This is a genomic window from Thermosynechococcus sp. HY213, assembly GCF_031460975.1.
Classification (GTDB): Bacteria; Cyanobacteriota; Cyanobacteriia; order Thermosynechococcales; family Thermosynechococcaceae; genus Thermosynechococcus.
The window spans coordinates 83,206-108,288 of sequence record NZ_JAVKVB010000012.1 but is presented as its reverse complement, the minus strand read 5'-3'; the positions used below and the strand labels follow the sequence as shown (position 1 = coordinate 108,288).

The 25,083-nt window shown below is 52.2% G+C and carries 23 protein-coding genes; 15 read left to right on the top strand and 8 right to left on the bottom strand.

The features are described 5' to 3' along the window. Positions 1-58: 58 nt before the first annotated feature. A complete protein-coding gene (locus RHK62_RS08165) occupies positions 59-697 on the top strand; it encodes a Uma2 family endonuclease (RefSeq protein WP_310438319.1) in 639 nt (212 codons plus the stop codon). A gap of 242 nt (positions 698-939) precedes the next feature. On the opposite strand, the gene RHK62_RS08160 is transcribed toward RHK62_RS08165, so the two are convergent. From RHK62_RS08160 to RHK62_RS08150, 3 genes are read right to left on the bottom strand one after another with little or no spacing between them, the layout of a single operon-like run. Continuing rightward, positions 940-3,360 (bottom strand): CHAT domain-containing protein, encoded by a 2,421-nt coding sequence (locus RHK62_RS08160; RefSeq protein ID WP_302677885.1) that lies wholly within the window; start codon positions 3,358-3,360, stop codon positions 940-942. Positions 3,361-3,390: 30 nt separating this feature from the next. After that, positions 3,391-4,773, bottom strand: a complete 1,383-nt coding sequence (locus tag RHK62_RS08155; RefSeq protein ID WP_302677884.1) for a DUF1822 family protein — start codon at positions 4,771-4,773, stop codon at positions 3,391-3,393. Between the two features lie 54 nt (positions 4,774-4,827). After that, positions 4,828-5,985 (bottom strand): sigma-70 family RNA polymerase sigma factor, encoded by a 1,158-nt coding sequence (locus RHK62_RS08150; protein ID WP_206199540.1) that lies wholly within the window; start codon positions 5,983-5,985, stop codon positions 4,828-4,830. 290 nt (positions 5,986-6,275) lie between these two features. On the opposite strand from RHK62_RS08150, the gene RHK62_RS08145 reads away from it, so the two are divergent. Both RHK62_RS08145 and RHK62_RS08140 read left to right on the top strand, forming a co-directional pair. Next, a complete protein-coding gene (locus RHK62_RS08145) occupies positions 6,276-7,163 on the top strand; it encodes an MBL fold metallo-hydrolase (protein ID WP_206199539.1) in 888 nt (295 codons plus the stop codon). Positions 7,164-7,167: 4 nt separating this feature from the next. Continuing rightward, positions 7,168-7,872, top strand: a complete 705-nt coding sequence (locus RHK62_RS08140) for a lipase (protein ID WP_310438323.1) — start codon at positions 7,168-7,170, stop codon at positions 7,870-7,872. Here RHK62_RS08140 and trmB read toward each other — a convergent pair. Both trmB and RHK62_RS08130 read right to left on the bottom strand, forming a co-directional pair. Further along, positions 7,869-8,510, bottom strand: coding sequence for a tRNA (guanosine(46)-N7)-methyltransferase TrmB (gene trmB / locus RHK62_RS08135; RefSeq protein WP_302677881.1), 642 nt, complete (start codon positions 8,508-8,510; stop codon positions 7,869-7,871). The genes RHK62_RS08140 and trmB overlap by 4 nt on opposite strands. A gap of 154 nt (positions 8,511-8,664) precedes the next feature. Beyond that, entirely contained in the window at positions 8,665-10,110 is a 1,446-nt protein-coding gene (locus RHK62_RS08130) for an ammonium transporter (protein ID WP_206199537.1), read from the bottom strand. A gap of 261 nt (positions 10,111-10,371) precedes the next feature. Here RHK62_RS08130 and RHK62_RS08125 point away from each other — a divergent pair, with 261 nt between their 5' ends. Further along, on the top strand, positions 10,372-11,235 hold the full coding sequence (locus RHK62_RS08125; RefSeq protein WP_302677880.1) for a Tab2/Atab2 family RNA-binding protein: 864 nt from the start codon (positions 10,372-10,374) through the stop codon (positions 11,233-11,235). A 13-nt stretch (positions 11,236-11,248) separates the two neighbouring features. On the opposite strand, the gene dapB is transcribed toward RHK62_RS08125, so the two are convergent. After that, positions 11,249-12,064, bottom strand: coding sequence for a 4-hydroxy-tetrahydrodipicolinate reductase (dapB, locus tag RHK62_RS08120; RefSeq protein ID WP_206199535.1), 816 nt, complete (start codon positions 12,062-12,064; stop codon positions 11,249-11,251). 147 nt (positions 12,065-12,211) lie between these two features. Here dapB and RHK62_RS08115 point away from each other — a divergent pair, with 147 nt between their 5' ends. Next, positions 12,212-12,583 carry a cupin domain-containing protein gene (locus RHK62_RS08115; RefSeq protein WP_225901514.1) on the top strand — a complete coding sequence of 124 codons (372 nt, stop codon included), beginning with the start codon at positions 12,212-12,214 and terminating at the stop codon, positions 12,581-12,583. An 8-nt stretch (positions 12,584-12,591) separates the two neighbouring features. On the opposite strand, the gene RHK62_RS08110 is transcribed toward RHK62_RS08115, so the two are convergent. Continuing rightward, the gene (locus tag RHK62_RS08110) at positions 12,592-12,885 is read right to left on the bottom strand and encodes a hypothetical protein (RefSeq protein ID WP_206199533.1); all 294 of its coding nucleotides are present in this window, start codon (positions 12,883-12,885) and stop codon (positions 12,592-12,594) included. A 643-nt stretch (positions 12,886-13,528) separates the two neighbouring features. Between RHK62_RS08110 and RHK62_RS08105 the strand changes: the two genes are divergently transcribed. From RHK62_RS08105 to RHK62_RS08065, 9 genes are all read left to right on the top strand, one after another. Beyond that, complete coding sequence (locus RHK62_RS08105) at positions 13,529-14,083, top strand: protoglobin domain-containing protein (protein WP_206199532.1); 555 nt, start codon at positions 13,529-13,531, stop codon at positions 14,081-14,083. Positions 14,084-14,137: 54 nt separating this feature from the next. Beyond that, positions 14,138-14,533 carry a roadblock/LC7 domain-containing protein gene (locus tag RHK62_RS08100; RefSeq protein ID WP_206199531.1) on the top strand — a complete coding sequence of 132 codons (396 nt, stop codon included), beginning with the start codon at positions 14,138-14,140 and terminating at the stop codon, positions 14,531-14,533. 46 nt (positions 14,534-14,579) lie between these two features. Continuing rightward, complete coding sequence (locus RHK62_RS08095) at positions 14,580-15,146, top strand: ATP/GTP-binding protein (protein ID WP_302676372.1); 567 nt, start codon at positions 14,580-14,582, stop codon at positions 15,144-15,146. A 37-nt stretch (positions 15,147-15,183) separates the two neighbouring features. Beyond that, the gene (locus RHK62_RS08090; protein WP_206199529.1) at positions 15,184-16,038 is read left to right on the top strand and encodes a DUF4388 domain-containing protein; all 855 of its coding nucleotides are present in this window, start codon (positions 15,184-15,186) and stop codon (positions 16,036-16,038) included. Positions 16,039-16,052: 14 nt separating this feature from the next. Beyond that, positions 16,053-16,466 (top strand): hemerythrin family protein, encoded by a 414-nt coding sequence (locus RHK62_RS08085; RefSeq protein ID WP_206199528.1) that lies wholly within the window; start codon positions 16,053-16,055, stop codon positions 16,464-16,466. A gap of 6 nt (positions 16,467-16,472) precedes the next feature. After that, positions 16,473-16,697, top strand: coding sequence for a DUF167 domain-containing protein (locus tag RHK62_RS08080; protein WP_206199527.1), 225 nt, complete (start codon positions 16,473-16,475; stop codon positions 16,695-16,697). Between the two features lie 40 nt (positions 16,698-16,737). After that, complete coding sequence (locus RHK62_RS08075) at positions 16,738-19,329, top strand: M1 family metallopeptidase (RefSeq protein WP_310453556.1); 2,592 nt, start codon at positions 16,738-16,740, stop codon at positions 19,327-19,329. A gap of 143 nt (positions 19,330-19,472) precedes the next feature. Further along, positions 19,473-20,480, top strand: a complete 1,008-nt coding sequence (gene trpS, locus RHK62_RS08070; RefSeq protein WP_302677877.1) for a tryptophan--tRNA ligase — start codon at positions 19,473-19,475, stop codon at positions 20,478-20,480. Next, positions 20,477-21,718 carry a zinc ribbon domain-containing protein gene (locus RHK62_RS08065; protein ID WP_310453555.1) on the top strand — a complete coding sequence of 414 codons (1,242 nt, stop codon included), beginning with the start codon at positions 20,477-20,479 and terminating at the stop codon, positions 21,716-21,718. Before trpS ends, RHK62_RS08065 begins: the two co-directional genes overlap by 4 nt. On the opposite strand, the gene RHK62_RS08060 is transcribed toward RHK62_RS08065, so the two are convergent. Next, positions 21,715-22,332 (bottom strand): hypothetical protein, encoded by a 618-nt coding sequence (locus tag RHK62_RS08060; protein ID WP_302676378.1) that lies wholly within the window; start codon positions 22,330-22,332, stop codon positions 21,715-21,717. The genes RHK62_RS08065 and RHK62_RS08060 overlap by 4 nt on opposite strands. Before the next feature lie 406 nt (positions 22,333-22,738). Here RHK62_RS08060 and RHK62_RS08055 point away from each other — a divergent pair, with 406 nt between their 5' ends. After that, positions 22,739-24,994: an EAL domain-containing protein gene (locus RHK62_RS08055; RefSeq protein ID WP_310453554.1), complete on the top strand. Its 2,256-nt coding sequence runs from the start codon at positions 22,739-22,741 to the stop codon at positions 24,992-24,994. Positions 24,995-25,083: the final 89 nt, after the last annotated feature.

Here is a 25,083-nt window from a genome sequence, read left to right as displayed (position 1 = left end):
GGTAGGCTAGGCTGGAGTTAGGCATTAAAAATTGTGTTTGAATTTGCGAGATTCAGCCATGACTCAGACTCCCGTTAGAAAGGTTACCTTTGCGGAGTTCCTTGATTATGATGCGGCAGATCATCGCATTGAATTAGAAAATGGCGAAATTATTACCATGCCAACCGGTAGCCCCCTACATATCGCAATTATCCGATTTTTATTCACCACGCTTGAAAACGAAATTAAGGGGAATCATTTACCCTTCGAAATTTTCCCCGGTGGCATTGGCGTGCGCACTGGCTTGCGAACATCACGGGAACCAGACTTATGCATTTTGCACCGCGAAGAATGGGACGCTCTGCGCAAACAAAATCCGCTTTCGGCGATCGTCGAACGCCCACCGCTTTTAGTGGTAGAAGTGGTTAGTCCGGGCAATGGGAATCGCGATCGCCCAAAGGGCGCGCTTCGCGATCGCGACTATCACACAAAACGTCGAGAGTATGCCGAAATGGGCATTCCTGAATATTGGATCGTTGACCCTGAAGAACAAAAGATGGTGCTTTGCGTTGTAGTCGGTCAATCTTATCAGCTCACCGAATTGCAAGGACAATCCCTAATTCGATCAACGCTACTCCCGCAATTGGTGTTGAGGGCTGAGCAACTCTTCAACCTTGAGCACCCCCCCAAAGCAGTGGTAACTTTTCTCAGAGGTTAGGGCGAAAGCCCATGGCTTGGAATCTGAGGGAGACAGGGCAAGAGGGTGCTCGGCATCTTGGGCAAACTTTTTCTTCTAGCTTGTTGACATTTTTTCTCATCTGCCTTAGGCTAAGTTTTAGTGTTCTCCTCTCTGAGGAATCGGCAGGCGGGGTCAGTCATTGCGACGACCCCATTTTTTCTTTAGTCGCTACGGTTGATCCTCAGAAAGCGCTCGATCTCCCGCCCCTTCGGGGAAGTTAACTATTGCCAAAGATTTGCAAATTCTTGGTAGGGAATATGGCGGCTACAGTACCACAGCACGGTATAGGGAGCCATCAGGTAGGGTTCTTCTTGCGCCTTAAAAACCGCAATTTTCTGGCAAACCCACGGGATGACTGTAGTTGAGATGTAGGGAGTTAGGGGCTGCTGCAATTCATCGAGAGCCGCTAGGCCATAGTAAAAGCCGAGAATATCTTGGGTTTCCTGCGCCTTGACCAAGAGCGATCGCAGGGTCGCCAACACAAGGGGATGCTCAGGGGAAATGCGGTGAAGGGCGCGCACCGCCGCCATCAATGTTTCCAGATCGTAGGCCTGCTGCTCAATGATTAACTCAAGGGTGTCAATGGCTTGGGGATGATTCGGACTAACAATGCCAAGGGCGCCGGCAAGGGCAATCTGGTGGGACTGCACCGTGGCTAAGCCCAAATAGCGCTCTAGTCGGCCAACAACCTCCCACTGCCGCACCCCCGCTTGGTGTAAACAGCAACTGGCAAGGATCACATCCTCTAGGTATGAGGAGTTACGAAAAATTTCTAGGGCAACATTGCTAGCTTCAACCGCCCAACGGCCTTTTGCCGTAATCAGAACAGAGGCGATCGCCAGTTTCAGGCGGTTAGACTGTTGGGGATAATGGAGCAGCCGCTGTAAAAACTGCTGTAGGCGCTCTCCCGTGGTGCTGTCCCAAACGCTCCTGACCAGCTTGGCATCTAGCTCCTTGAGAAATTGCTGACACTCCGCTAATAGCTCTTCGCGCACTTGGGGCTTGGTGTCTTGGCGTAAGGTATCCTCTAAAACTTGAAACGCTGTACTGAGGTGGCTGACATTGGGATATTGCTGCGCAATTAAAAAAGCGGCACGGACACGGGGGAGACCCCGCTGCTCCACCACCAAGGATTCCAAGTAAGGCAGCAGCTGTTGGCTAGAGATCCGCGGTAGAAGTTGCCGAGCCTCAGCCTCTAGGGCAGGAAAGAAAAAGGCCAACTCCGCTTGAGGGGAAAAGCCACCGATAGTGCGTTCGAGGCCGCAGACCCAGTGGGCAACATTCGCAAAGGCATCTTGGTAGTTTTGCTGTGGCCTTTGGGGACTGCAACCCCCAGGAATTGCTGTCACCCAGCGACTAGGATCCTGGGCGTGGGGCAGGAGTTGCGCCAGTTCCAGTTGCCAGCGACACCAGTAGAGGAATGCGGGAAATTTAGAAACCCTTGGGGAGGAGCGATCGCCCCCAGACACACCAACTGTAACAGCAGGGGCTTCTGATCGGCGTAAATGGTGCCAGTGGGGGCAGCGCGCTTGGGGATGGCGGCAAATTAAGGGCAGCGCTGATGTGCCCGGCAGATGATCATCGCAGCAACTCAGTTCGCGTAATTGCGATCGCGCTTGAGCTACAGCGGCATAGAGATCTGCACCGCCGTGAAAGTTCTGTAAAAAGTACTTCAAAAACAACTCAGCGGCAATATTCGGAACTGCTTCGCGCATCACGATCGCGTGGGGCAAGCCCAACTGAATCAAAAACTGTCCTAGGGGAATACTGTCGCAGGAATTAAAGATTGCCAGTTTTAGCCCCTGCGCCACTGCGGTTTTAAGCGTCTCATAAAGCCTGTAAATCTGTAATGGTTCCTCTTCATTGTTGATAATAATGCCATTACCCTGACTATGCCCAGCAAAAAAGAGAATGTCCCAGGGCTGACACCACAGGGAATAGAGTTCACTTAATTGGGGCGATCGCAGGCAGTGGAGTTCGACATTGGGTAACGCCCTGAGAGCCTCAAGATCCCCCTTGAGATCAAGGTCGCCACTCGCGCCAAAAATTGCCAGAATCCGTACTCCCTCATGGTGCGCTGTCGAAGACTTCAGGGACTGATACACCATTGGTGAAAACACCACATCCAGATTGCTGTGTTGGCGAATCGGTGTCCAGTCGTGCCATGGATAGTGCCACAGTTCAACAAAATCTGTCTGCACAGAAATGCGGTGAATCTCGTTCATCGGCGGCGGCAAGATAAAGTTGCCTAGGCCAAAAAATGAAGTCTGCTCCTTAGAAAGTGAAGTTTGCTCATTGATCTGTTCCTCGCAGAGATAACTGATGCGCGTATTGTGCAACCACGTGCCAAGGGTAGTCACAAGGTCAGTGTAGTTTTGCCGTACCTCTTTAAGGAGGGTGGGTTGCTGAGTACCAATGTTCGTAATCTGGTTACCGCTAGCCCCCAGACGAGTATTCTTCGCATAGCCGTGATAGGCGTCGCGCCACTGCCGATACCGGTGCGGAAGGTGAGGCATTGCTGGAAACTCTACAGGATACACCCCATAGGCATCCACTTGGCTTTCTGTCCCCAATAATAGGCGACCCTTGAAGGAATGCTGCTCAAGGCAACCCCCGTAGATTTCGAGACAGACGTGTTTCATCGCAGCGGCAATCAAAAAGAGCCAATGCAGCTAGACAACAAAAGTTTCCGTGATCTTAGCATCTCCATAGGCCAATGTGATGCCAAAAGTTTCGCCAATTTGTCCCCAAAACTTGTACTGCACCGCTTGATCCTGCTGCCGACTAGTGACTTGGGCAAAGGTATTGCCATTGGCCTCAGTAATCATCAAAACCAAGTCTGGGGGCAACGTTTCACCTACCTTGAGGGCAGTGACGCGCACAAGAATATTGGCAGACATCGTATCTCGCGGCAGTACGGCCATGACCAAGCCGAAGGACTGTCCGCCGAGGGCAAGACCCAAGTCCACGGTACGAGTTTTCCACACCCCTGCTTCTGGGGCAGTGGCATCTTTAGCGTGGAGATATTCTGCCGCCATCCAGCGCAATCCTTCATCGGCAGTGGTGGCAATCAGGTCTTTGAGGAGGGCAACCGCTTGGCGACAATCCTCCGTTTCCAAGGCTTGGCGTAATTGAGCTTGAGCTTGCATGGCTTCTAAGGTGTCATTGGAGCGCAATGCCCACTCTGGCGATGTCCAGCCCAGCTTCCAACTGATGTAGGGATTGAGCATCGCGCCCTCCGCCAGCAACTCCTGCGCCTCTTGCCACACTTGACCCAACAGGTTACTCACGCCCTTGGTCTTGGCATAAAGCCAGAGACTCAGCCGCTGCGGATGACAGGCCAAAAAGAGATCAAGGCGATGGCGAGGTTGCCCAATGATGTGCAGCCATTCCTCTAGGGGCAACACCAAGCGGGGCAAGAGCATCTCACCACTGGCAATTTGCTGAAGCGTGGCTGTGGGAATCGCAGTTGCGGCAGGTGATGGAACAGGGATGTGATGGCAGGCCGGCAAGGCAGCGAGGAGGGGCACATCTTCGATCATGTCCTCGCGATCGAGGGTGTAGGTACGGCTCAAGGCATCAATGGCAGAAGGATTCACACTGCTGCTTGGTGCATAGCCCCAGAGTCTGACCTGCGCTTCTTCGGCAAAGACTTGTACGCCCAAGATGTAATCGGGTTTCCAAGCGGCAATGTGCAACCATTCCTGAGGAATGCGGCACTCGTCAAGCTCTATAGAAGTATCAGGCACAATCAACACTTGACCAATGGCGGTCGTCAAGAGGGTGCCGTTGACAAACTCCCAGAAGATGGGCAGTTCGACGGTGGAGAGGAAGGGGTCGGCACTAATGCCCATTGCTGCGAACCAGTTACGTACGGCTACATAGGCCATCGCATTTATTCGCACACTGCCACGACGGTAAGCGCGGGCAGCCGCTGTGATCTGCTCAATCCACTGGCGATCGCCAGCATCTGCTAAATCAATGTGAACGTGTTCCGTGTGCGCCATCGGTGGCGCATCTATAGCAGTGAGAAACGAAAGTGATAGCGATGTCATGGTTCCTTACCTAAGTACAACAACTCCCAAAAGTTCATACCGTTTACAAAACAGTCAAAATGCACCCTCATAACGACAGTGTTCTGCCATACCTACCTGATCACACCGCTGACAAGACCCTGCTAACACTTTATAACCCTCCTTCAACCACAGGTTGACAGCCACTGTTGCCTCCTTAAGGCGTTCAGGATGCGTGGGTTGGTTAAGGCCGGCGAGTACCGCTTTCGCCAAATGACCACGAATCCGCTCTAGGGCACGAGACACTTGATATTGTTTTGCAAAGCCTAAGTGCTGGGCAATTGCTTGTTGGCTGACCTGCTCGCAATAGTACAGACAAAACACCTGACGACTAGTGTCATCCAGTGCTGCAATCGCATTTTTCATCATTTCAAAGACCCGTTTAAGGGTTTCCTGTTCTTCCTGTTTCAGGGTTGCTTCCCAAGGCGTATTTCTTCCTTCTAGGGTGTCCCAAAACCTTTGCTCAGCAGGATTCACCACCTGTGGTTGGCGATAAGCTCGCAAGGCAGCGATCGCTGTGCGGAGCAGGGTTTCAACTTCGCTAGGGGTTACAGCGGGGAGATCAGGACAACATTGACGATAGGTTTTAGCCACCTGAGCCAGCAGTGCCTGATCGGGAGCAGTGGTCTGATCCGCCAACTCCTGCCACAATTCGACAAGGGCACAGACTTGACGAACTCGATCTTCTGTGTATCCTTGGTTCCCCAAGGCTGAGGAGAGAGAACGCAGACCACTGTGTTTGAGTAGACCCCAATCTGATTTCCGAACCCCCACCAGCGCAGCATACACACCGTCATAGATACGGAGATAGGCATAGGTGGATAGCCGCGTACCCCGCTCGGGCTTAAATTTGCTCAATAACTTGAGGGGATCATTAGTGAGACAGCAAGCCTGCTGAAAACAGTCACTGACCTGATGCATCCCGCCCAGTTTCTCCCGCAGGGTCATGGCTACAGACCAACTAGTTTCTTGGAGATAGCAAAATAGACCCCGCTGCCAGTACTGGGCATCATCATGGTTCGGCTGACTCTGTAATTTTTGGAGGAGGAAGACAGCCGTCGGCTCTGGCTCCTCGAGGTTGTACCCCGCTGCTGTGAAGTAGGCCTGTAGTTGGCGATCTCGATACCAGCGCGGGCGATCGGAACCGTCAAATCGGAGCAAAGCAATGAGTTTATCGCAGGGTTGGCGTGTCATCAATCGCTCTCACTAGATATCAATCAAAGGACAACCGTACGAAGAAACGTGACTGCCTGTTTTATTCACTCCTCATTATTCATCCATCCTCCTGTTACAACCCTCTATTCATTTATCCAATGGCGTTTTTACAAATATGCACTCGCCTTGCAGATTTTAGAAAAAATTTTTCACCAACCTTCGTGGCGGCTAGCCCCCACTCTATCAACTCCTAGCGTCACAGGGGGAGGATGATCCATATCACAAGTCAAGCGTGTTTTCTGTGGCACACTACGATCAAGATTTGCGATATGCCCATGTTTAACCCACTCACCATTCGGTTTTGGGGCGTGCGCGGCAGTATTCCCTGTCCCGGTTCCCACACTGTCCGCTATGGCGGTAACACTCCCTGCGTGGAAATTCAAGCTAATGGTCAACGCATCATTTTTGACGGCGGTACGGGTTTACGGGTTCTGGGGGAGCACTTAATGAGTCAACATCCGGTGGCGGCACATTTATTCTTTACCCATACCCACTGGGATCATATTCAGGGTTTTCCCTTCTTTCAGCCCGCCTTTGTACCGGGGAATCAGTTCCATATCTACGCAGTGCCGGGGAAAAATGGTCAGGGCATTGAACGACGACTGAATGATCAAATGCTGCACCCCAACTTTCCTGTCCCGTTGCAGATTATGGGGGGAGATTTGCGTTTTTATGACTTGGAGGCGGGCGAACAGGTACACCTAGGCGGCGGTGTGGTGGTGAGTAATGAAGCCCTGAATCATCCGGGTGGGGGGGTGGGCTACCGTGTGAGTTGGCAGGGTATCCATGTGGCCTATATCACAGACACGGAGCATTTGCCTGATCAGCTGCATCCGGGGGCGTTTGCCTTGGCCGATCGCGCCGATGTGATGATCTACGATGCCACCTATACCGATGAAGAATACTATCACCCGCAGCAGAGCAAGGTGGGGTGGGGGCATTCCACATGGCAGGAGGCGGTTAAGCTTGCCCAAGCCGCCCAAGTCAAGCAACTGATTTTGTTTCACCATGACCCTAGCCATGATGATGACTGTCTAGATCGCATTGGTGAGTTGGCACGGGCACGATTTCCGCAGACGCTGTTGGCTCGCGAGGGGCTAATGATTTCCGTCTATCCAAATGTGATACACTTCCCGGCGACGCCTCAAGCAAGTTAGTCCTGTGTTGCCTGTCGTTATTTTGCCGGGATATTTAGCGGCTGCCCCTGAGTACTACCCACTGCGGGATTATCTGCGGCAATTGGGGTTTGTGGCGGAGGTGGTGCCCCTCAGGGTACGCTCGTGGTTTCCCACGTTGGGGGGGCGATCGGTGGCGCCAATTTTACAGGCCTTGGATACCACCATTCAGCATGTTCTGAATGCAACAGGGGCGTCCGCCGTGCATCTCATTGGCCACTCAGCGGGGGGCTGGATTAGCCGCATTTACCTAGGGGATCAACCCTATGATGGCCAAGTTTGGGCGGGTCACAAATGGGTGCACACGCTAATCACGTTGGGTACTCCCCATCGGAGTCAGGAGCGTTGGACGCGCCGCAATCTTGACTTTGTGAACACCACGTACCCCGGTGCCTATTACCCGCAAGTTCGCTATGTGTGTCTGGCGGGCAAGGCTATCTATGGCACACCACGCGGTTCGTTTGCCAATTGGTTTACGTATCAAAGCTATAAACTCACCTGTGGCGAGGGTGCCTGTTGGGGAGATGGGGTGACACCAGTGGCAGCAGCCCATCTTGAGGGGGCAGAGAATCTGGTCTATGAAGATGTGCTCCATGCGCCTCGCAGTCGCTTGCGCGATCGCCCCGATGCCCCTTGGTACGGCTCCCCAGCAATTGTCGCTACTTGGCAGCAGTATTTGAAAGCCAGTTAGAGGGCACACCGCTCAAATTGCCAGCGGTAAACGGGTAATCCTTTACTGAGGACACATTTTTCCCGTTCTGTCGCGACGGGCCAAGGACTCTGGGGTAACCAATCGGTACAGGTTGAGCTAAAGGCGGCATGGGCACGAAACTGTTGCACCATTGATTCAGCCACCTCAAAGACATCTGACTGAAGGACAACACGCCCACCAGCGGGCAGGAGTTCGGCAAGGGTGGCCACCAGTTCAGGGGTGACGACGCGGCGTTTATGGTGACGGCGCTTGAACCACGGATCTGGAAACTGAATCGTGACGGTGTGCAGGGGGAGTCCGCCGAGGATTTTGCCCAAGTGGACATTGGCATTGCCCCAAAGGTAGTGGAGGTTCCGAAGTTGCTGGCGATCGCGCCGCTCATTGGCTGCCACCACCAGCGGGTAGCGAATTTCCAGACCCAGAAAATTTTGCTCTGGATACAGTGCTGCCATTTCTAACAAGAACGTGCCCTTGGCACAGCCAATATCGAGATGTAAAGGCTGCGAAGGTTGCTCGTAAATCGTTGACCAATCGGGAACAGCAATGTCCTGCTGGAACTTTTGACTGAGAGGGTTAACGTGTTGTCGCACCCGTACCGCCATGGCGCGATCGCTCATCCAAAACTCCCTAATGTACTGCCGCTATAGCGTAGCGTATATCACTGCAAAGTTAGAAAAAAACTGCCCTCAAACGCTGAGGACAGCAAAAACCACCTAGGGCAATGGGATCGTTCAGCGGCGTGGTACGACCCCAAACTTATTGGCAGGCGAGTTACTCCTTCAAGAAACCGCTGTAGGCTTCCATGCCATGCTCGCCGATGTCCAAGCCTTTGAGTTCCTCTTCTTCGGAAACACGAATGCCAAGCGTTTGTTTCAGAGCCAGCCAAAAGATACTGGTCAGCAGTACAGTAAAGCCACCGACTGTTAAAATACCGATAATCTGAGCAATCAACTGAGTCACTCCGTGGCCGGTGAGCAAGCCTAACTCTTTGTCAAACAAGCCAACAGCTAAGGTACCCCAAGTGCCGCAGACCAAGTGGACAGAGGTGGCACCAACGGGGTCATCAATTTTGATGCGGTCAAAGAAAAGGACAGAATAGACCACAATCACACCGCCAATGGCACCAATGATCACGGCACTCCAGTAAGACACACCTGCACAGGGTGCTGTAATGGACACTAATCCCGCCAGAATACCGTTGATAATCATGGAGAGGTCAGGTTTACCAATGGCTAGCCAAGCGGTAATTGTTGCCGCAACCCCACCGGCTGCCGCCGCCAAGTTTGTTGTGACTGCGATGTAGGGTACAGCTTCATTTGCGGCCAGTTCAGAACCAGGGTTAAAACCAAACCAGCCGATCCAGAGGATCAAACACCCCAGCATGGCAAAGCCCATGTTGTGGCCGGGCAACGCCCGAGGCGTACCATCTGCGGCATACTTGCCAAGCCGTGGTCCTAGGAACGCAGCGCCCATCAGTGCCGACCAACCGCCTACGGCATGAACCACCGTTGAACCGGCAAAATCCTTAAAGGCAATATCTGGGCCAAGGAAACCAATGTTGCTGAGAAGGCCACCCCCCCAAACCCAGTGACCCGTAATGGGGTAAGAGATACCAGTGAGCAGGAGGCTGAAAATCAAAAAGTCAACAAACTTGATCCGCTCGGCCACTGCCCCAGAAACAATGGTGGCTGCGGTTCCTGCAAAGGCAGCTTGGAACAGAAAGGCCACAGCGATGGGTAAGCCCTCCGGAAAGGGATCAAGACCGTAGGTTTCGGGGTTTTCACTACTGAGGAAAAAGCCCCCCAGGCCAATAAAAGCATTGCCCTCGGTACCAAACATGAAAGAGAATCCGATCGCCCAGTAGGCAAGGGTGGCCAAGGCAAAAACAATGAGGTTCTTAGAAAGAATGTTGACAGCATTTTTCTGGCGGCAGAAGCCAGTTTCCAACATGCCGAAGCCAGCATTCATGAAAATCACCAGAATGGCTGCAATGAGTACCCAAATGGTGTTGAGTACGCCTTGAACGTCTTCAGGAGTGAGGGGTTTATCCTGTGCCTGAGCAGCCACTCCCCAAACAGCCACAATGATTAAAGCTAGGGGAATGCAGGCGACAAGGGCTGGCGATCGCCAGCGGAAATTGGGCTGCCGGTCAAGGTTGCGTAACGGGCGCTTTTGCCGTCTCGCACGTTTCAGTTTTAACTTGGACATCGCTTTCATTCTCAACGATTATGGAGTAGAGTTGCACATGAGTTCAGCGGAGGAGAAATCGCAGTTGCGGCACCATCGCGCCAGAAAGTGATCTGGCTGTTGTTTGGCTGGAGCTGAGCAAAGCATTGACCCGCAATTAACCTTTGATTGCACCAGTTCTCACAGTGGAAAATCTGTATCGGGTTATACATTTACCTTGACGGCCAAAACCGCCTATCCTAGGAAAGGCAAATAGCTTCAAGTTTGCGGGTAACGTTCCTCTAGGTGTGAATGGATACGATCTGGGAGTTGGATTTTTATTCCCGTCCCCTTGTGGATGAAAACAACAAAAAAATCTGGGAATTGCTGATTTGCGATCGCCAGCAACAATTTCAGTTCAGCAAAACTTGTGCCGGAGCTGAAGCCAATGCCCGCTGGTTAGAAGCTGCCCTCAAAGAAGCCATGGATCAATGGCGGCAGCAACTGGGACTGGCAAACAGTGCTCAACCCGATCGGGTACGTTTTTTCCGCCGAGCCATGACCAGCATTATTACGCGGGGGGGAGAAGCGGCAGGATTAGTGATGGTGCCCAGTCGGCGCACGTTTGCCCTCTATGATTGGCTGCGCGATCGCGCCACAAACCTCTATCCAACCCTACCCAACTACCAAGCCGATCTGGCAACGCCACCCCAGTTGATCCTCCCTGCGCCTCAACCTTTACCACCAGCCCTGAGGGGCGATCGCTGGCAATTCAGTGGTCTTCCTCTGGGGGAAATTAAAACGGCTGGTGAATGGGAACTGCCCTTTGGTGAGGTACCCCCACTGCCCTTTTTGACCCTCAGTGACGATACGCTACTGCCGGGGTTAATTATCTATTCGCAGCGCGCACTGCCCTTGGCGGGTTGGCTGTCGGGATTAGAGCCGGCCTATTTGAGTTTTGAGGAAGAACCTCAACTGTTGCTAGTGTTGGAAACAGGAGCGAGCGATCGCTGGGTACTCATCAGTGGCCGCAATCCCCAGATTCAGAAAGAACTGGCCGCCTTTAGGGACGCCTGTACCCAAAGCCAAGGCTTGCATTTCATTGCCGTGAAGGAAAGACCAGAACAGGAGACCCTGCAAGGCTTTTGGTTGTTGCAGCAAACACCCGAAGTCTAAAGTTAAAGCGAAATTAGAGCAGCTTCTCCAAGCCATAGATCAAGCGCTTGAGCTGCCGTACTTTGCGGATTGCCAGCAGTACCCCCGGCATATAGCACTGGCGATCGCTGGTGTCATGGCGCAACGTATAAATTTGCCCCGGTGCGCCAAAAATCACCTCCTGATGGGCAATCAGTCCCGGCAAGCGCACACTGTGGATGCGAATCTCCCCCTCTGTACACGCCCCGCGGGCACCCCTGAGATGTTCCGACTCCTGCACTTGCGGTGGGTTAAAGGTTTTGCCCAATTCTGCTAAACGCTGCGCGGTTTGAATGGCGGTACCACTAGGAGCATCAGCCTTTTGGTTGTGGTGCAGTTCAATGATCTCCACATGGTCAAAATACTGGCTCGCCCGGATGGCCGCCTCCTGCAGTAACACCATACCAATGGAGAAGTTGGGAGCAATCACCCCCCCCATATCGGCTTTGTCAGCAAACTCGGCCAGATCTTCAATTTGTTCTGGACTCAAGCCCGTTGTTCCGACCACAGGATAGATACCGTAGGCGATCGCCATGCGCACATTTTCGTAGACGGCTGTGGGATGGGTAAAATCCACCATCACCACCCCTTGTTTTTCTTGGGCAGCGGCGACACACACCTCTTGCAAGCTGCCACTAATTGGAATGCCCAGCGCCCCTAGCCCCAGGACTTCACCAATATCCTCCCCCACCTGCTTGCGATCAACAGCAGCATAGAGGGCAGTGTCGGCAGCCTGTTGTACGGCTTTAACGACCTCGCGTCCCATTTTGCCGAGAGCACCGACAACAATGACCGGAATGGGTGTACTCATTCAAAACTCCGAACCGCGGCCATTGGCTAGGATAGCGCGATCGCTTGGCGATACAATAATTTAATATTCATAATGGTCAAGATTTATCCTAAGGGCACAATGTTAGTTTTCTCCTTTCCTGAATTAATCGAGCGTTGCCAAAACTGGATGCCTAAGCGGCCAGGCTACGCCGTTTGTCCTTTGGATCACCACAATCCGGAATTGGCCTCTAGTCTCTATCGCATTGAACCCGGACAAGCCAACTATCCCCATTACCACCATCGCGGTGACGATATTTTCCTAATTGTGTCGGGAGTTGGTGAACTCATTACCTGCCCGATGACGCCTCCTGCGAGTTCTGTGGCAGCAACCGCCTTGATCCGTACCCCCGTGGAAACCGGCTCCTATGTCCATGTGGATGCCCAATGTCTCCATTGGCTGCGGAATCTTTCTGCCGATCAGCCGTTGTATTACCTTAACATTGCGCCCCTATCCCACGAGGGCGATCGCGTCGATGTCACCATTGAGGGTTGGAGCTAAGAAAACAGTTATTCACCCTTAAACTTACTGGCTGCTTCCTCAAAGGCCTTGCTCAACTCATCCCACGCACTCTGGAACCCTGCTTTGAGGGACTCCCAAGCATCATCGCCCGCTTCTTTGAGGGCAGCCAATTGCTGAGTAATCTCATCGCGTTTGGCCTTGAGGGCTTCAATTTTAGCTTCAATATCTGCCTTGACATCTTCACCCGCTTGATCCGCCTTTGCCTTGAGTTGGTCAAGCTGGGCACCGAGTTGTTGCAGCTTCGTTTCCATTTCGCCTTGGTAGGTCAAGCGATCGGACATACAACTATCCTCCCTTGCTCAAGATAAATACCTACGATGACTCAAAGCATCCTAGATGGATAACAATGCAAGGGTGGCATACTCCGTGCCATGGGATCAAGGCATTGGGGATATTTTGTAAAAGTTACTTTCATTTCCACACAAAGCGAATTAAAAAACTAAAGAATAATTAAAAAATGTATCTAATCATTTTATTTTGTGTAGTGTGTCGAGAAATACAGTCAAAGAACTACAGAGAAATCTATACTTTTCATTAGAAAGTCAGGGGAATACTCTGCATTAACCGCAGCCTGTTTCTGCAACGCAGAGTGATAAGTAAGCTAACTTCACACTTTTTAGAATGAGGAGCAACTTTGTATTTCTGTGTTGAGTCCCTGTGAAATCGGCTAAATCTGAGTTGAGGTTGCATGTCGTGGAGTGAGGAAGCGCTTTTCAAGCATCTAATGCAGAGGTCTGTACCAGCAGTGCTTGGATTTTTAAGGGGGAATCTTTAATTGTTTCTAAAATTTTCAGCTTTTCCGAATATTGTTTGTTAGCTTGCAGGAGTAAGTGCCTGACTTGATTCTAATCACTGAATCACGGACGCCCAGTCAATTCACCTGATCTAGTAATTAAAGTTATTCAGTGTTTCGAGGCGAAAGAGATGACAATTGAGCCAGTCAATTTTATGGCAACGATGGTACGGCGAGTCCAGTTGACCGATGCAGACAAATCCCTGTTGGCGGAGGCCGCGCCGTGGGGAAAGGAAATTGCCCCCCAAATGGCCGACATTTTTTATGACTACCTAGGGCGGGATGAAGAGATGAATGCCATTCTCAACGCCACAGAAGGACGCATTCATCGCCTCCATCAAACCTTCATCGACTGGTTCCATGAAATGTTCACAGGGATGGATGGTTGGGGCAAGGCCTACGCTGAGCGACGCTGGAAAATTGGTCTGGTTCACGTGCGCATTGGCATTGGGCCACAGCATGTGGTACCCGCGATGGCAATTGTTGTCAACGCCGTGCGGCAAAAGTTAAGGGAAGCCAACAAATCCGAGGCCCTCAGTGATGCCCTAGGCAAAATTTGCATGATTGATCTTGCCTTTATTGAACAGGCCTACTTCGAGGTGTCTTCCCAAGCGGTTCTTAAGGAAACCGGTTGGACCCAGGCACTGTTTCAACGGCTAATTGCCACAGGGGCTGCTGCCATGTAGGTCACCTAGCAGTCATTGTTCAAAAAGTTCCCATATCTTTACGAGGATTAGATTATGCCAATTAATGCCGCAAAACTTGAAGCTACACTGCAAAACTTTGTTGCCAATGCCAGTAATGTCCAAGGAGCCGCCCTTGTGTCTCCCGATGGTCTGACGCTGGCGGCAACCTTGCCGGGGGGAATGGATGATGAACGGGTGGCAGCGATGTCAGCGGCCATGCTGTCGTTGGGGGAACGTATTGGACGAGAGCTAAGCCGGGGCAAAATCGAGCGCATCCTTGTAGAGGGTGCCAGTGGGTATGGCATTCTCACCAGTTGCACCGAAGATGCGGTTTTCCTTGTGCTGGCGGATGCCTCTGCCAAATTGGGCATTATCAACCTTGAAATTAAAAATGTTCTGGCTGAATTGCAAACCCAACTTATGGGTATGGGGCAAGCCGTGAATGTTTAGACCAGCCTGATTCCTCTGTGTTTTGCCGTAATTGAGGTGCCAACCCATGGAAATTATGCGCATTGTCATCACAGGACCAGTGGGCGCAGGCAAATCCACCTTCATCCGTACCATCAGCGAAATTGAGGTGGTGGATACCGATCGCAAGGCAACGGATGAAATTGCTGCTTTCAAGGAAAAGACAACGGTAGCGATGGATTTTGGGCGGCTGCAGTTTGGTCCTAATGTTGCCCTGCATCTGTATGGCACGCCTGGTCAAGAACGCTTTGACTTTATGTGGGATATTCTTATTCGCAAAGCCCATGCGTTTATCCTACTGGTCAGTTCTCACCGTCCCCAAGATTTTCGAGCGGCACGGCGGATTTTGGCCTTCATGCGCCATCGCACAAAGATTCCAATGCTAGTGGGTCTGAGCCATGCCGATAATCCCAATGCGTGGCCTGCTGAAGAGATCGCGATCGCCCTTGGCTACTTGAGTCCCCACCGTCGCCCACCCATGGTGCCTGTGAATGCTTTAGATCAGTCCTCTGTTGCCGCTGCCATGATGGCACTCATTCAAGCCTATGCCAGTGCCCAATCCTCGCAATTAAACCGCAGTGCTCTAGCCACGTAACTGAACGCAGAATCACTCAACTTATTAGGGGGAATCTATGAAAATCACCGGTTATCTATCAGAGTTTTCGTTGGGGGAAATTTTCCGTTTTCTGGAGCAGGGGCAAAAAACGGGTTGCCTTTCCATTAAGCCCGTGGAAATGGCGGGGATGATGCCGCTGATTCCCCAAATGCAGGAGTACTATATCTTCTTTCGCTTGGGTCAAATTGTAGCCGCAACAACGACCTTGGATCACCAAGGATTGCAACGGCTCATTGAGCAGCGGGGCTGGCTGCGCCCAACTACCATTCAACGCCTCTTACCCTTTTGTTCCCTAACCGGATCCCTTGGACTGTGCTTGAAAACCCAAGGTGCCCTTGAGCCAGAACAGCTGCGGCTATTGTTCAAGCAACAGGTACTGACACCGATTCCTCACCTCTTTAGTCTCAATGAGGGCTGGTTTAAGTTCGATGCCAACCATCCACTGCCTTTTGGCGAAATGACGGGACTGAGTGCCTCACCCATGGAAATTTCCTTGGCGGGTCTACGACTGCTGCGGGATTGGACAGCCCTAATGGACAAGCTGCCCTTGCCGAGTTCAACCATTGCCAGCACGATTGAAGGACAGCCCCCCTACCGCCTCAATCATCATGAGTGGCAAGTGTGGGAGTACGCTAACGGTACCAAAACCCTCCAAGAAATCAGTGAAGCGTTGAACTTACCCATTCTAGAGGTGCAAAAAATTTGTTTTCGCCTAATAGTGGTGGGGATTGCCGAGGAAATTGCTGGCATTGCTGCTCCCGCCGCCAGCCCTAGGGAACCAGAACTCATTGAAACAACAGAAATTAGCTCCTCCTTTCTAGAGGGAATCTTTACGTTTCTGAAAACAAAAACCCACCCGCAATCGGTCTAGGGGGATAAAAAACAATGCAACGCTTCGCGTGGACAGAGCAGCTGCAGACCGGCGTGCCCATGATTGATATACAGCACAAGGAACTCGTCTGTGCTGTCAATGATCTGGCGGATGCCATTGAACAGGGTCGGGGAAGCGCTGCGATTAAACAGCTAATTGCTTTCATGAAGTATTATGCAGAGTGGCACTTCGGGAATGAAGAAGGCTGTGCTGAAAAATACCAGTGCCCCCTAGCAGAAGTTAACCGCTGCGCCCATAAACAGTTCATCGAGATGATTGAAGAGCTGCAGCAGCAGTACCGCGACAGCCAAGCGGATGCGGCGATCGCCACCCGGATCCATGGTAAGTTAGCAGACTGGTTAGTGAATCACATTATGAAAATTGACAAGCAAATTGGGCAGCACATCTGTGCCCATGCTTCAGGCTAGGAGGGCATGAAGAAATACCATCTGGTGGTCAAACCCAATGCAAGAACGTCTTCTGTTTCCGTGAATTCTGACGGCCAGCTAGTGGTGGCGGTGCGTGCCCCAGCTACTGAGGGCAGAGCCAATGAGGAACTCATTGCTGTCTTGGCGGCCTATTTTCAGGTACCCAAGTCCCGTATTCAGCTGATTAAGGGTCATACCAGTCGCTATAAGGTGGTTGAACTCCTCGATTGATGCCCCTTAGACTAAGAGCAAGTGCGGCTCAACATGACCTATGACTCTTGATGTCACCCCAGCCAAATCCTTTGTCCTCAGCGGTGCGCGTCCCCACTACAGTCCCGATCGAGTGGGGCAGGTGGAACATATCTGCTTGGACTTGACCCTAGATTTAGAGACCCAGGCATGCTGGGGACAGTGTCATATCCATCTACGACCATTGCACTCCCAAGTGCGCCAGCTGCGCCTCAATGCCGTGGGGCAACAGATTCAGAGTGTGACTGTGCAGCACCAACCCCAAGCCTTCCACTACGATGGTGAATTTCTGGATATTTCTCTTGATGCGAGCTTGGGGATTCACCCAGATCAGGTGCTGGTGATCACCATTGACTACCGCCTGCAGAAACCCCAGCGGGGATTGTACTTTGTTGCCACTGATCCCCCCCAAGCTTGGACTCAAGGGGAAGATGAGGACTCCCGCTATTGGTTTCCCTGCTTTGATTCTCCTGGGCAGCTGGCGACGTCAGAGGTACGAGCGCGGGTGCGCCAACCCTTACAGGCCATTTCCAATGGGGAATTGCGTGCCTGCTACAGCGAGGGAGAGTGGCAAATCTTTCACTGGTATCAACCCCAGGTCCATCCCACTTATCTGATGACCCTAGCGGTGGGGGATTTTGCGGTTTTTGATGACCAGTGGCAGGGGAAGCCCGTCACCTACTACGTTGCTAAAGATCGCGCTGCTGATGCCCGCCGCACCTTGGGCAAAACGCCAAAGATGATGGACTTTTTCAGCCGTATCTATGGCTATCCCTATCCCTACCCCAAATATGCCCAAGTCTGTGTGGCCGATTTTATCTTTGGCGGTATGGAAAATACCTCGACAACCCTATTGACAGACCGCTGTCTGTTGGATGAGCGAGCCGCCGCTGAAGATTTTCGCAGTGAAAGTTTAGTGGCCCATGAGTTGGCACACCAGTGGTTTGGCGATCTGGTGGTGATCAAGCACTGGTCTCACGCTTGGATCAAGGAGGGCATGGCCTCCTATGCCGAGGTGCTCTGGTTTGAGGAGGAATATGGCGCTGATTTTGCCGCCTATTATCGCCTTGGGGAATTGCGCAACTACCTCAGTGAGGATAGCGATCGCTACCGCCGCCCCATTGTCACCCATGTCTATCGCGAAGCCATTGAACTCTACGATCGCCACCTCTACGAAAAAGGCGCCTGTGTCTATCACATGATCCGCCAGGAACTCGGAGAAGAGTTATTCTGGAAAGCCATTCAAACCTTTGTCCGCACCTACGCCCACCAAGCTGTGGAAACGGTGGATCTGCTGCGGGCGATTGAAATGGCCACTGGGCGCAACCTACTTCCCCTCTTTGACCAATACGTTTTTCGTGGGGGACATCCCGACTTCCATGTGAGCTATCGCTGGGAGGTAGCCGATCAACTAGCCGTTCTTACCGTCAAGCAGCAGCAGGTGACCGATGGGGTCACGCCCCTAGAGCGCAACCTTTTTGATCTGCGGATTCCTGTTGGCATCGGTACGGTGGATGATCAGGGGCAGGTGACGGTCAAAACCATTCCCCTGCGCATTCATGAACCAGAGCACACCTTCTATTTGCCGCTGCCACAGCAGCCCACCTTTGTGAGTTTTGATGCCGGCAACCATACCCTCAAAACCGTTACCCTAGAGTACCCCCTCCCTGAACTCAAAGCCCAACTGCAGTACGACCCCGATGTTTTGGGGCGGGTTCAAGCTGCCATTGCCCTAGGCAAAAAAGGAAACCTAGAAGTTGTGCAAACCTTGGCGGCGGCGCTGCAACGGGAACCCTTTTGGGGAGTGCGGCGTGAAATTGCCAAAGTGCTGGGCACGATTCAACTGGATCAAAGCTTAGAGGCGCTCAAGCTGGCACTAGCCGATGATCACCCCCATGTTCGTGCCGCCGCAGTGGAGGCCATTGCTGGGTTTAAGTCCGCCAAAGCCTACGAACTTCTCAAGCCCATTGCCAAGCACGGCGACCCCAGCTATAGCGTTGAAGCTGCCGCCCTGAAGGGAATTGGTGTGATTGCCGCTGCCAAACCGCAACCGAAACCCAAGCTCGAAAAAGTGCTGAAACGACTGCGGAAGGCTTTGGAAAAACGACAAGGCTGGAATGAGGTGGTACGCTGTGGGGCGATCGCTGGCTTGGGGCAACTCAAGGAGTCTCCAGAGGCGGTGAATTTGGTTCTTGACTACACCGCTATTGATGTCCCGCAACCCCTACGCTTGGCCGCCATTCGTACCCTTGGCACCATTGGCGATCGCCACCATCCCCAACTGAAGCAAATTCTGGAACGGCTAGAGCAACTCAGCCACGAGACCTTTTTCTTTACCCAGATGGCCGTTGTCCAAGCCCTGAGTCAAATTGACCATCCCCAAGTTCTAGGCCTGCTGCAGCAGCTGGGCGATCGCACCACCGACGGCCGTATCAAACGATCAGTTGATGAAGGAATCGCCAAAGTTCAGAAAGCCCTTGGCAGCGATGACCGCCTCAAGACCCTTGAGACCACCCTCAACGAGTTACAAAAGGAAAATCAAACCCTAAAAAGCCGCCTTGAAGAGTTAGAAGCACGCACTAAAGCGACCCAGCAGGACTCAGCGCTAAGTTAGGGATAGCGACACCCAGACCCCTGCGGGCATTGGGCAAGCCCAGATGACCCTGCCATGGGATAGGGGCTTTCATCGTTTAAGCCGTGTTCCATCCATAGGAAAAGGGCTGTAGCATAGTAGGAACACAATTAGAGGAGGTTGGGGTGACCAAAAAACGGGTGCTTTCGGGAGTCCAGCCCACAGGTAGCTTGCACTTGGGGAATTATCTCGGAGCCATTCGCAACTGGGTGGCGGGGCAAGCCGAGTATGAAAACTACTTTTGTGTGGTGGATTTACATGCCATTACCGTCCCCCACAATCCCGCAGAACTGGCGGCTAATACCTATACTGTTGCTGCTCTGTACTTGGCCTGTGGCATTGACCCAGCCCACGCCACCATCTTTGTCCAATCCCACGTCAGCGCCCATGCCGAACTCACTTGGTTACTGAACTGCATTACCCCCCTCAACTGGCTGGAGGACATGATTCAATTCAAGGAAAAAGCCGTCAAGCAGGGGGAAAACGTGGCGGCAGGACTACTCGACTATCCTGTGCTCATGGCCGCGGATATTTTGCTCTACGATGCCGATCTAGTTCCTGTGGGGGAAGATCAAAAGCAACACTTGGAACTGACCCGCGATATTGCCGCTCGTGTGAACTACCTCTTTGCCCGCAATCAGCCGCCAATTCTCAAGCTACCGGAACCCTTGATTGCCAAGGCGGGAGCACGGGTGATGAGTCTCACCGACGGCACCAAGAAAATGTCGAAGTCGGATCCCTCGGAACTGAGTCGCATTAACCTTTTGGACTCGCCGGATGAGGTTCGCAAGAAGATCAAGCGCTGCAAAACTGACCCGATTCGTGGCTTGACCTTTGACGATCCCAATCGCCCCGAAGCCAATAACCTGCTGAGTCTCTATCAAGTACTCACGGGAAAAACCAAAGAGGCAGTGGCAGCAGAATGTGCCGATATGGGCTGGGGACAGTTTAAGCCCCTCCTCACCGATGCGGTGATTGCTACCCTAGAACCGATTCAGCAGCGATACCAAGAGATTATGGCAGACCCCAGCTATCTCAAGGATTTGCTCAAAAAAGGCCAAGAACAGGCTGCCCGCGTGGCCAATGCAACCCTAGAGCGGGTAAAACTTGCCTTTGGGTTTACGCTGCCATGAATATCACAAGCGGGTTGAGGCGACTCTGGCGGGGATTTTGGCGGCGATCGCGCCTTGTCAATGACGAACCCCTGAATTGGGTCAGTCTCATTGTCATTATCTTGGTGGATATTTTTATCCTCATTAATGTCTTTAGTGGCCTCAGCGAAATTAGCAATTGGCCTTTGAGTCCCAGTCAAGCCCAGCCCTGTTATGCTCCTTGGCAAGCCTATCGCCAAGACACCGCTAGGGAGCGCGACATTCGTTTTCTAGAGCAGCAGATTAGCCTTGACCCCCCGCCCCAGACCGCTGTGGAGCGCCTACAGGAAAGCAGCAAGGGCAAACTGGGAACCATCTCCGCCATTTGCTTCACCTATGCAGAGTATCAAGATGCCGTCAACCACCCCACCAATCAAGCCCGACTTAAGCAACGACAGCAGAAACAGGCACAAATTCAAACCCTCGAGGCCACCAATGCCCGCATTCGTCAAGAGTATGACTCGACACTATTAGAGCAGCTTGCGGGGCAACCCCCGGATCAATCGATCAACTTGGTGGAAGCCGCCAAGGCCAAAGCCACCCTTGAGGCCAACAACCGCCAAATTGCCGCTCTCAAAAATGAGATGGCGGCCCTTGAACAGGCGATTCTCCAAGAAGCCGATAGCCAAGCCTTCTTGAAATTTTTAGCCGAGGACGCCACCTTTGCCCAGCTTGAGAACCAATATCAGCGCTCTCAGTTTTGGTATCCCAGTCTCCAATTTGTTTTACAAGCCCTCTTTCTATTACCGCTGATTGCGATCGCCCTAGTGGTGCATCGTTTTGCCGATCGCCACCGCCATGGCCTGCTTGCCCTCATGAGTTGGCACCTACTGGTGATCCTCTTGATTCCTTTGGTGCTGAAGATTTTTGAACTATTGCAGGTGGGAGCCCTCTTTGAGTGGCTGGCTAATGTCATTCTTGCTCTTTTTGGCGGTCTGCTTTTTTTGGTCAGCTACCTCTATATCTTGCTGATTCCAGCGGTCGGGTTTGGCATGATTAAAGTGGCGCAAGCTCTTTTCCTCAATCCACAGCGACAGGCGGCAGGCCGAGTCCAAAAACTCCGCTGTGTCCGTTGTGGCAAGCGGCTACGGGAGCTCGATCAGCACTGTCCCCACTGTGGTTATTTGCAGTGGATGCCCTGTCCCAATTGTCAGCAGCCCACCTATCGCCACTTACCCTATTGTCGGCATTGCGGTGCATCGACCCGTTCTTCTGGCTAGTCCTTGCTGGGGCGGTTGAGCCAGTCGGCACACTCACGCTGTAGCCCCTGCAATGTCATATTGGGTACCCGCTCAGCAGCAAAAGCCTCGGCCTCAATTGGAATGTCTTCGGGGTTATAGCCACTCTTGCGGTAGAGATCCGCAACGATACCGGGGCTGACGCGAATGCCCACGGGCACCAAGGAATCCAAATCTCGTTTGGCGGCAAAGCAGGCTTGAACGACGTGCCAGCCCTCGTGGCGCAGCGTTTCGATAAAAATTGGCCAATGGGCAAGGGCGCGGGGACGCAAGATCAAGCGATCGCGACTAAAACTATAGGAGCCGTAATTATCATCTTGGCGTTGACGGATATAGAGGGTCGTGCCCGTACGCAAAATGGTGCGAATCAACTGATAGGCTTCCACCTCAGCACTGTTTTGCAGCCGAAAACGGGCAGGATCGCGGCGCGGATAATAAACCAGATCAAAGAGAAGCTGAATATCCTCATCGGAACCGTCAATGGGGATCAAATCCCGCTGGGCGAGACCCGGGGATGGGGAAACTACAAGGGCGATCGCCAGCGTCAATGTCGATAAAGAAACCCGCAGCCAGCTTTGAAGTTGTTTTTGCAGCACAATGATCAACCCCCTGCCTTTGGGGAATGCTGCTCCTAACCTAGCAATTTTGATAGCAGTCTAAACGTGTTCTCTATCACGATCTCACAGCGATCCCCACCCCTTTTCACAGTGACGGGATCACGGTCAGAAAAACCTCAAAACCGCTCTTTGAGGGATGAAGCGCCATCGCTGCTCCAATAGTTTAGAAAAGGGCTGTATGATGGACTTAGGAAGAAGCAACAAATAATATTCCTTGATAAGTTTTTGTATAGTTTGTGATTTTAATGTGTTGAATGATGACTTAGCAATGATTGAGAAACTCCTTGTTTTATCCGCTGTTGATGACTGCCCTTTAGAATCACTAGCGACCCTTGAAGTCGTCGCAGAAGACTCTGCGCAAAAATATCCTCAAAAAAAATGCTTATTGCCATCCATCAACATATTACTGATCGAAAACATCCCCCAATCGGGTGAAATTTTATATCCCCATCTCGCCGAGATTGATTACATTTGCTATCAAGTTCACACCTGTCCGTATTCTCATTTAACCCCCGGGGTGGTTGCTCAGGCCAAGCCCAATCTCCTTGTCCTCATTGCTCAAGGGGATCACGTTCTTAAAGCAGTGCAAACACTCCAGCAACGCTATCCACACTTACCCTTAGTTGTGATTGATCCCAGCGATCGTCCGGATCTGGCCACGCAGATCCTCCACAGTGGTGCTCAGGACTACTTGAGCTTTCAGGAACTCAGCCCCAACTTGCTGGCGCGCAGTATCCGCCATGCCATCGATCGCCATCAGGTGGAACAGCAACTCCTGCGCCAAGCCCAGTACGATCGCCTGCTGGTACAAATTACCCAGCACATTCACCAATCCCTTGATCTGGCCACGATTCTCGAAGCTGCCGTCAAGGATGTGCGAGAACTCTTGGGCTGCGATCGCGTGCTCATTTATCGCTTCCTCGAGGATTGGCGCGGCATTATGGACGTTGAAGCGGTGATCCCTCCTTGGTTGTCAGCTCTTGGGGATGTCGTGGGGGATTCCTGCTTTACGGAACGCTATGTAGAGGCCTACAAACGCGGTCGCATTCATGTCGTGCACAATTTAGACACCGCCCCTCTCGTTCCCTGCTATCGCGATTTGCTGGCACACTATCAGGTTAAGGCTAATCTAGTGGTACCGATTATTGTCGAAGGGCGGCTGTGGGGGTTGCTCATCTGTCATCAATGCGCCCATCCCCGCGACTGGCAAGACAGTGAAATTGAACTGATTAAGCAAATTTCGACCCAGTTGGCGATCGCCATCCTGCAAGCAGAACTCTATCAAAAGGCGCAAGCGGAAATTCAAGAGCGCAAAGCAATCGAAGCCCAACTCCTCTACCAAGCCCGCCATGACCGCCTCACCCATTTACCCAATCGCTGGTTCTTTGAGGAACAGTTGCGCCTTACCCTCAGCTATGCAGCCGAGCACCCCAACTACCACTATGCTGTTCTCTGCTTGGATATCGATCGCTTCAAGACCCTCAATGACAGTCTGGGACATGGCACAGGGGATTTATTCCTCCAAGCCTTTGCTCAGCGGCTGACGCGTTGTGTGAGTCCTCAGGACGTAGTGGCACGCCTAGGGGGAGATGAATTTGCGGTCTTGCTCAATGATATTGAGGGGATAGAACATGCCCAAGCCATTGCCCACCAACTGCAGGATCGCCTCAACCATCCCTTTGAAATCGATCACTACACCCTGTACAGCACGGTGAGTATCGGTCTTGTGATGGGTAACCCCCATTACACCAGTAGTGAGGAACTGCTGCGGGATGCTGACATGGCCATGTACCACGCTAAAACCAAGGGACACAATCGCATTGATGTCTTTGATCCTGTGATGCTGCAACAGGTGCGCGATCGCCTGTACTTAGAAGTGGAACTGCGGCAAGCGATTGAACGGGGGGACTTTGTCCTCCACTATCAGCCCATCGTCAAGCTCCGGAGCCAATCTCTCAAAGGTTTTGAGGCACTCCTGCGCTGGCAAAAGGGGGATACGCTGATTTCCCCCAAAGTTTTTATTCCCGTCGCTGAAGAAACGGGGCTGATTTTTGAACTCTCCCGCTGGGTCTTGCACAATGCCTGTGAACAGTTGCAGCAGTGGCAACAGCGTTATCCCAAGCTTCAGTCCGTGGGCTTTACGATGAGCATCAATCTGTCCGCCAATCAATTTTCTTTGCCCACCCTTGTAGCTGAGATTCAACAAACCCTTGAGCATTACCATTTAGCAGGGCACTTTCTAAAGATAGAAATTACTGAAAGTACCTTGATGCAGCACTTAGATTCTGCCCGCGAAATTCTTGCCGAGCTGAAGGCGATGGGGGTGCGCATTAACATTGATGACTTTGGCACTGGGTATTCCTCCCTGAGCTATTTACGCAATCTGCCTCTCGATGGCATTAAAATTGACCGCTCCTTCATTTCCCAAATAGATCGCAGCCAAGAAGATCTGGAGGTGGTTCACACGATTTTGGTGCTGGCGCGCAACCTCCACCTCGATTGCATCGCCGAGGGCATTGAAAACACAACTCAACTGCAACTGTTGCGATCGCTGCGCTGTCCCTCTGGCCAAGGCTATCTTTTTGCCCCACCGCTGACTACGGACAAGGCTGAGGTGTATCTACAGGAACACATCCTTTAACAACACCAGCACCTTCAAGTCAAGTTCAATCGAAAAATGAATAACAAATTGACTTGCCATCATTGCCCAAGGGAAAGAAAACAAAAGTC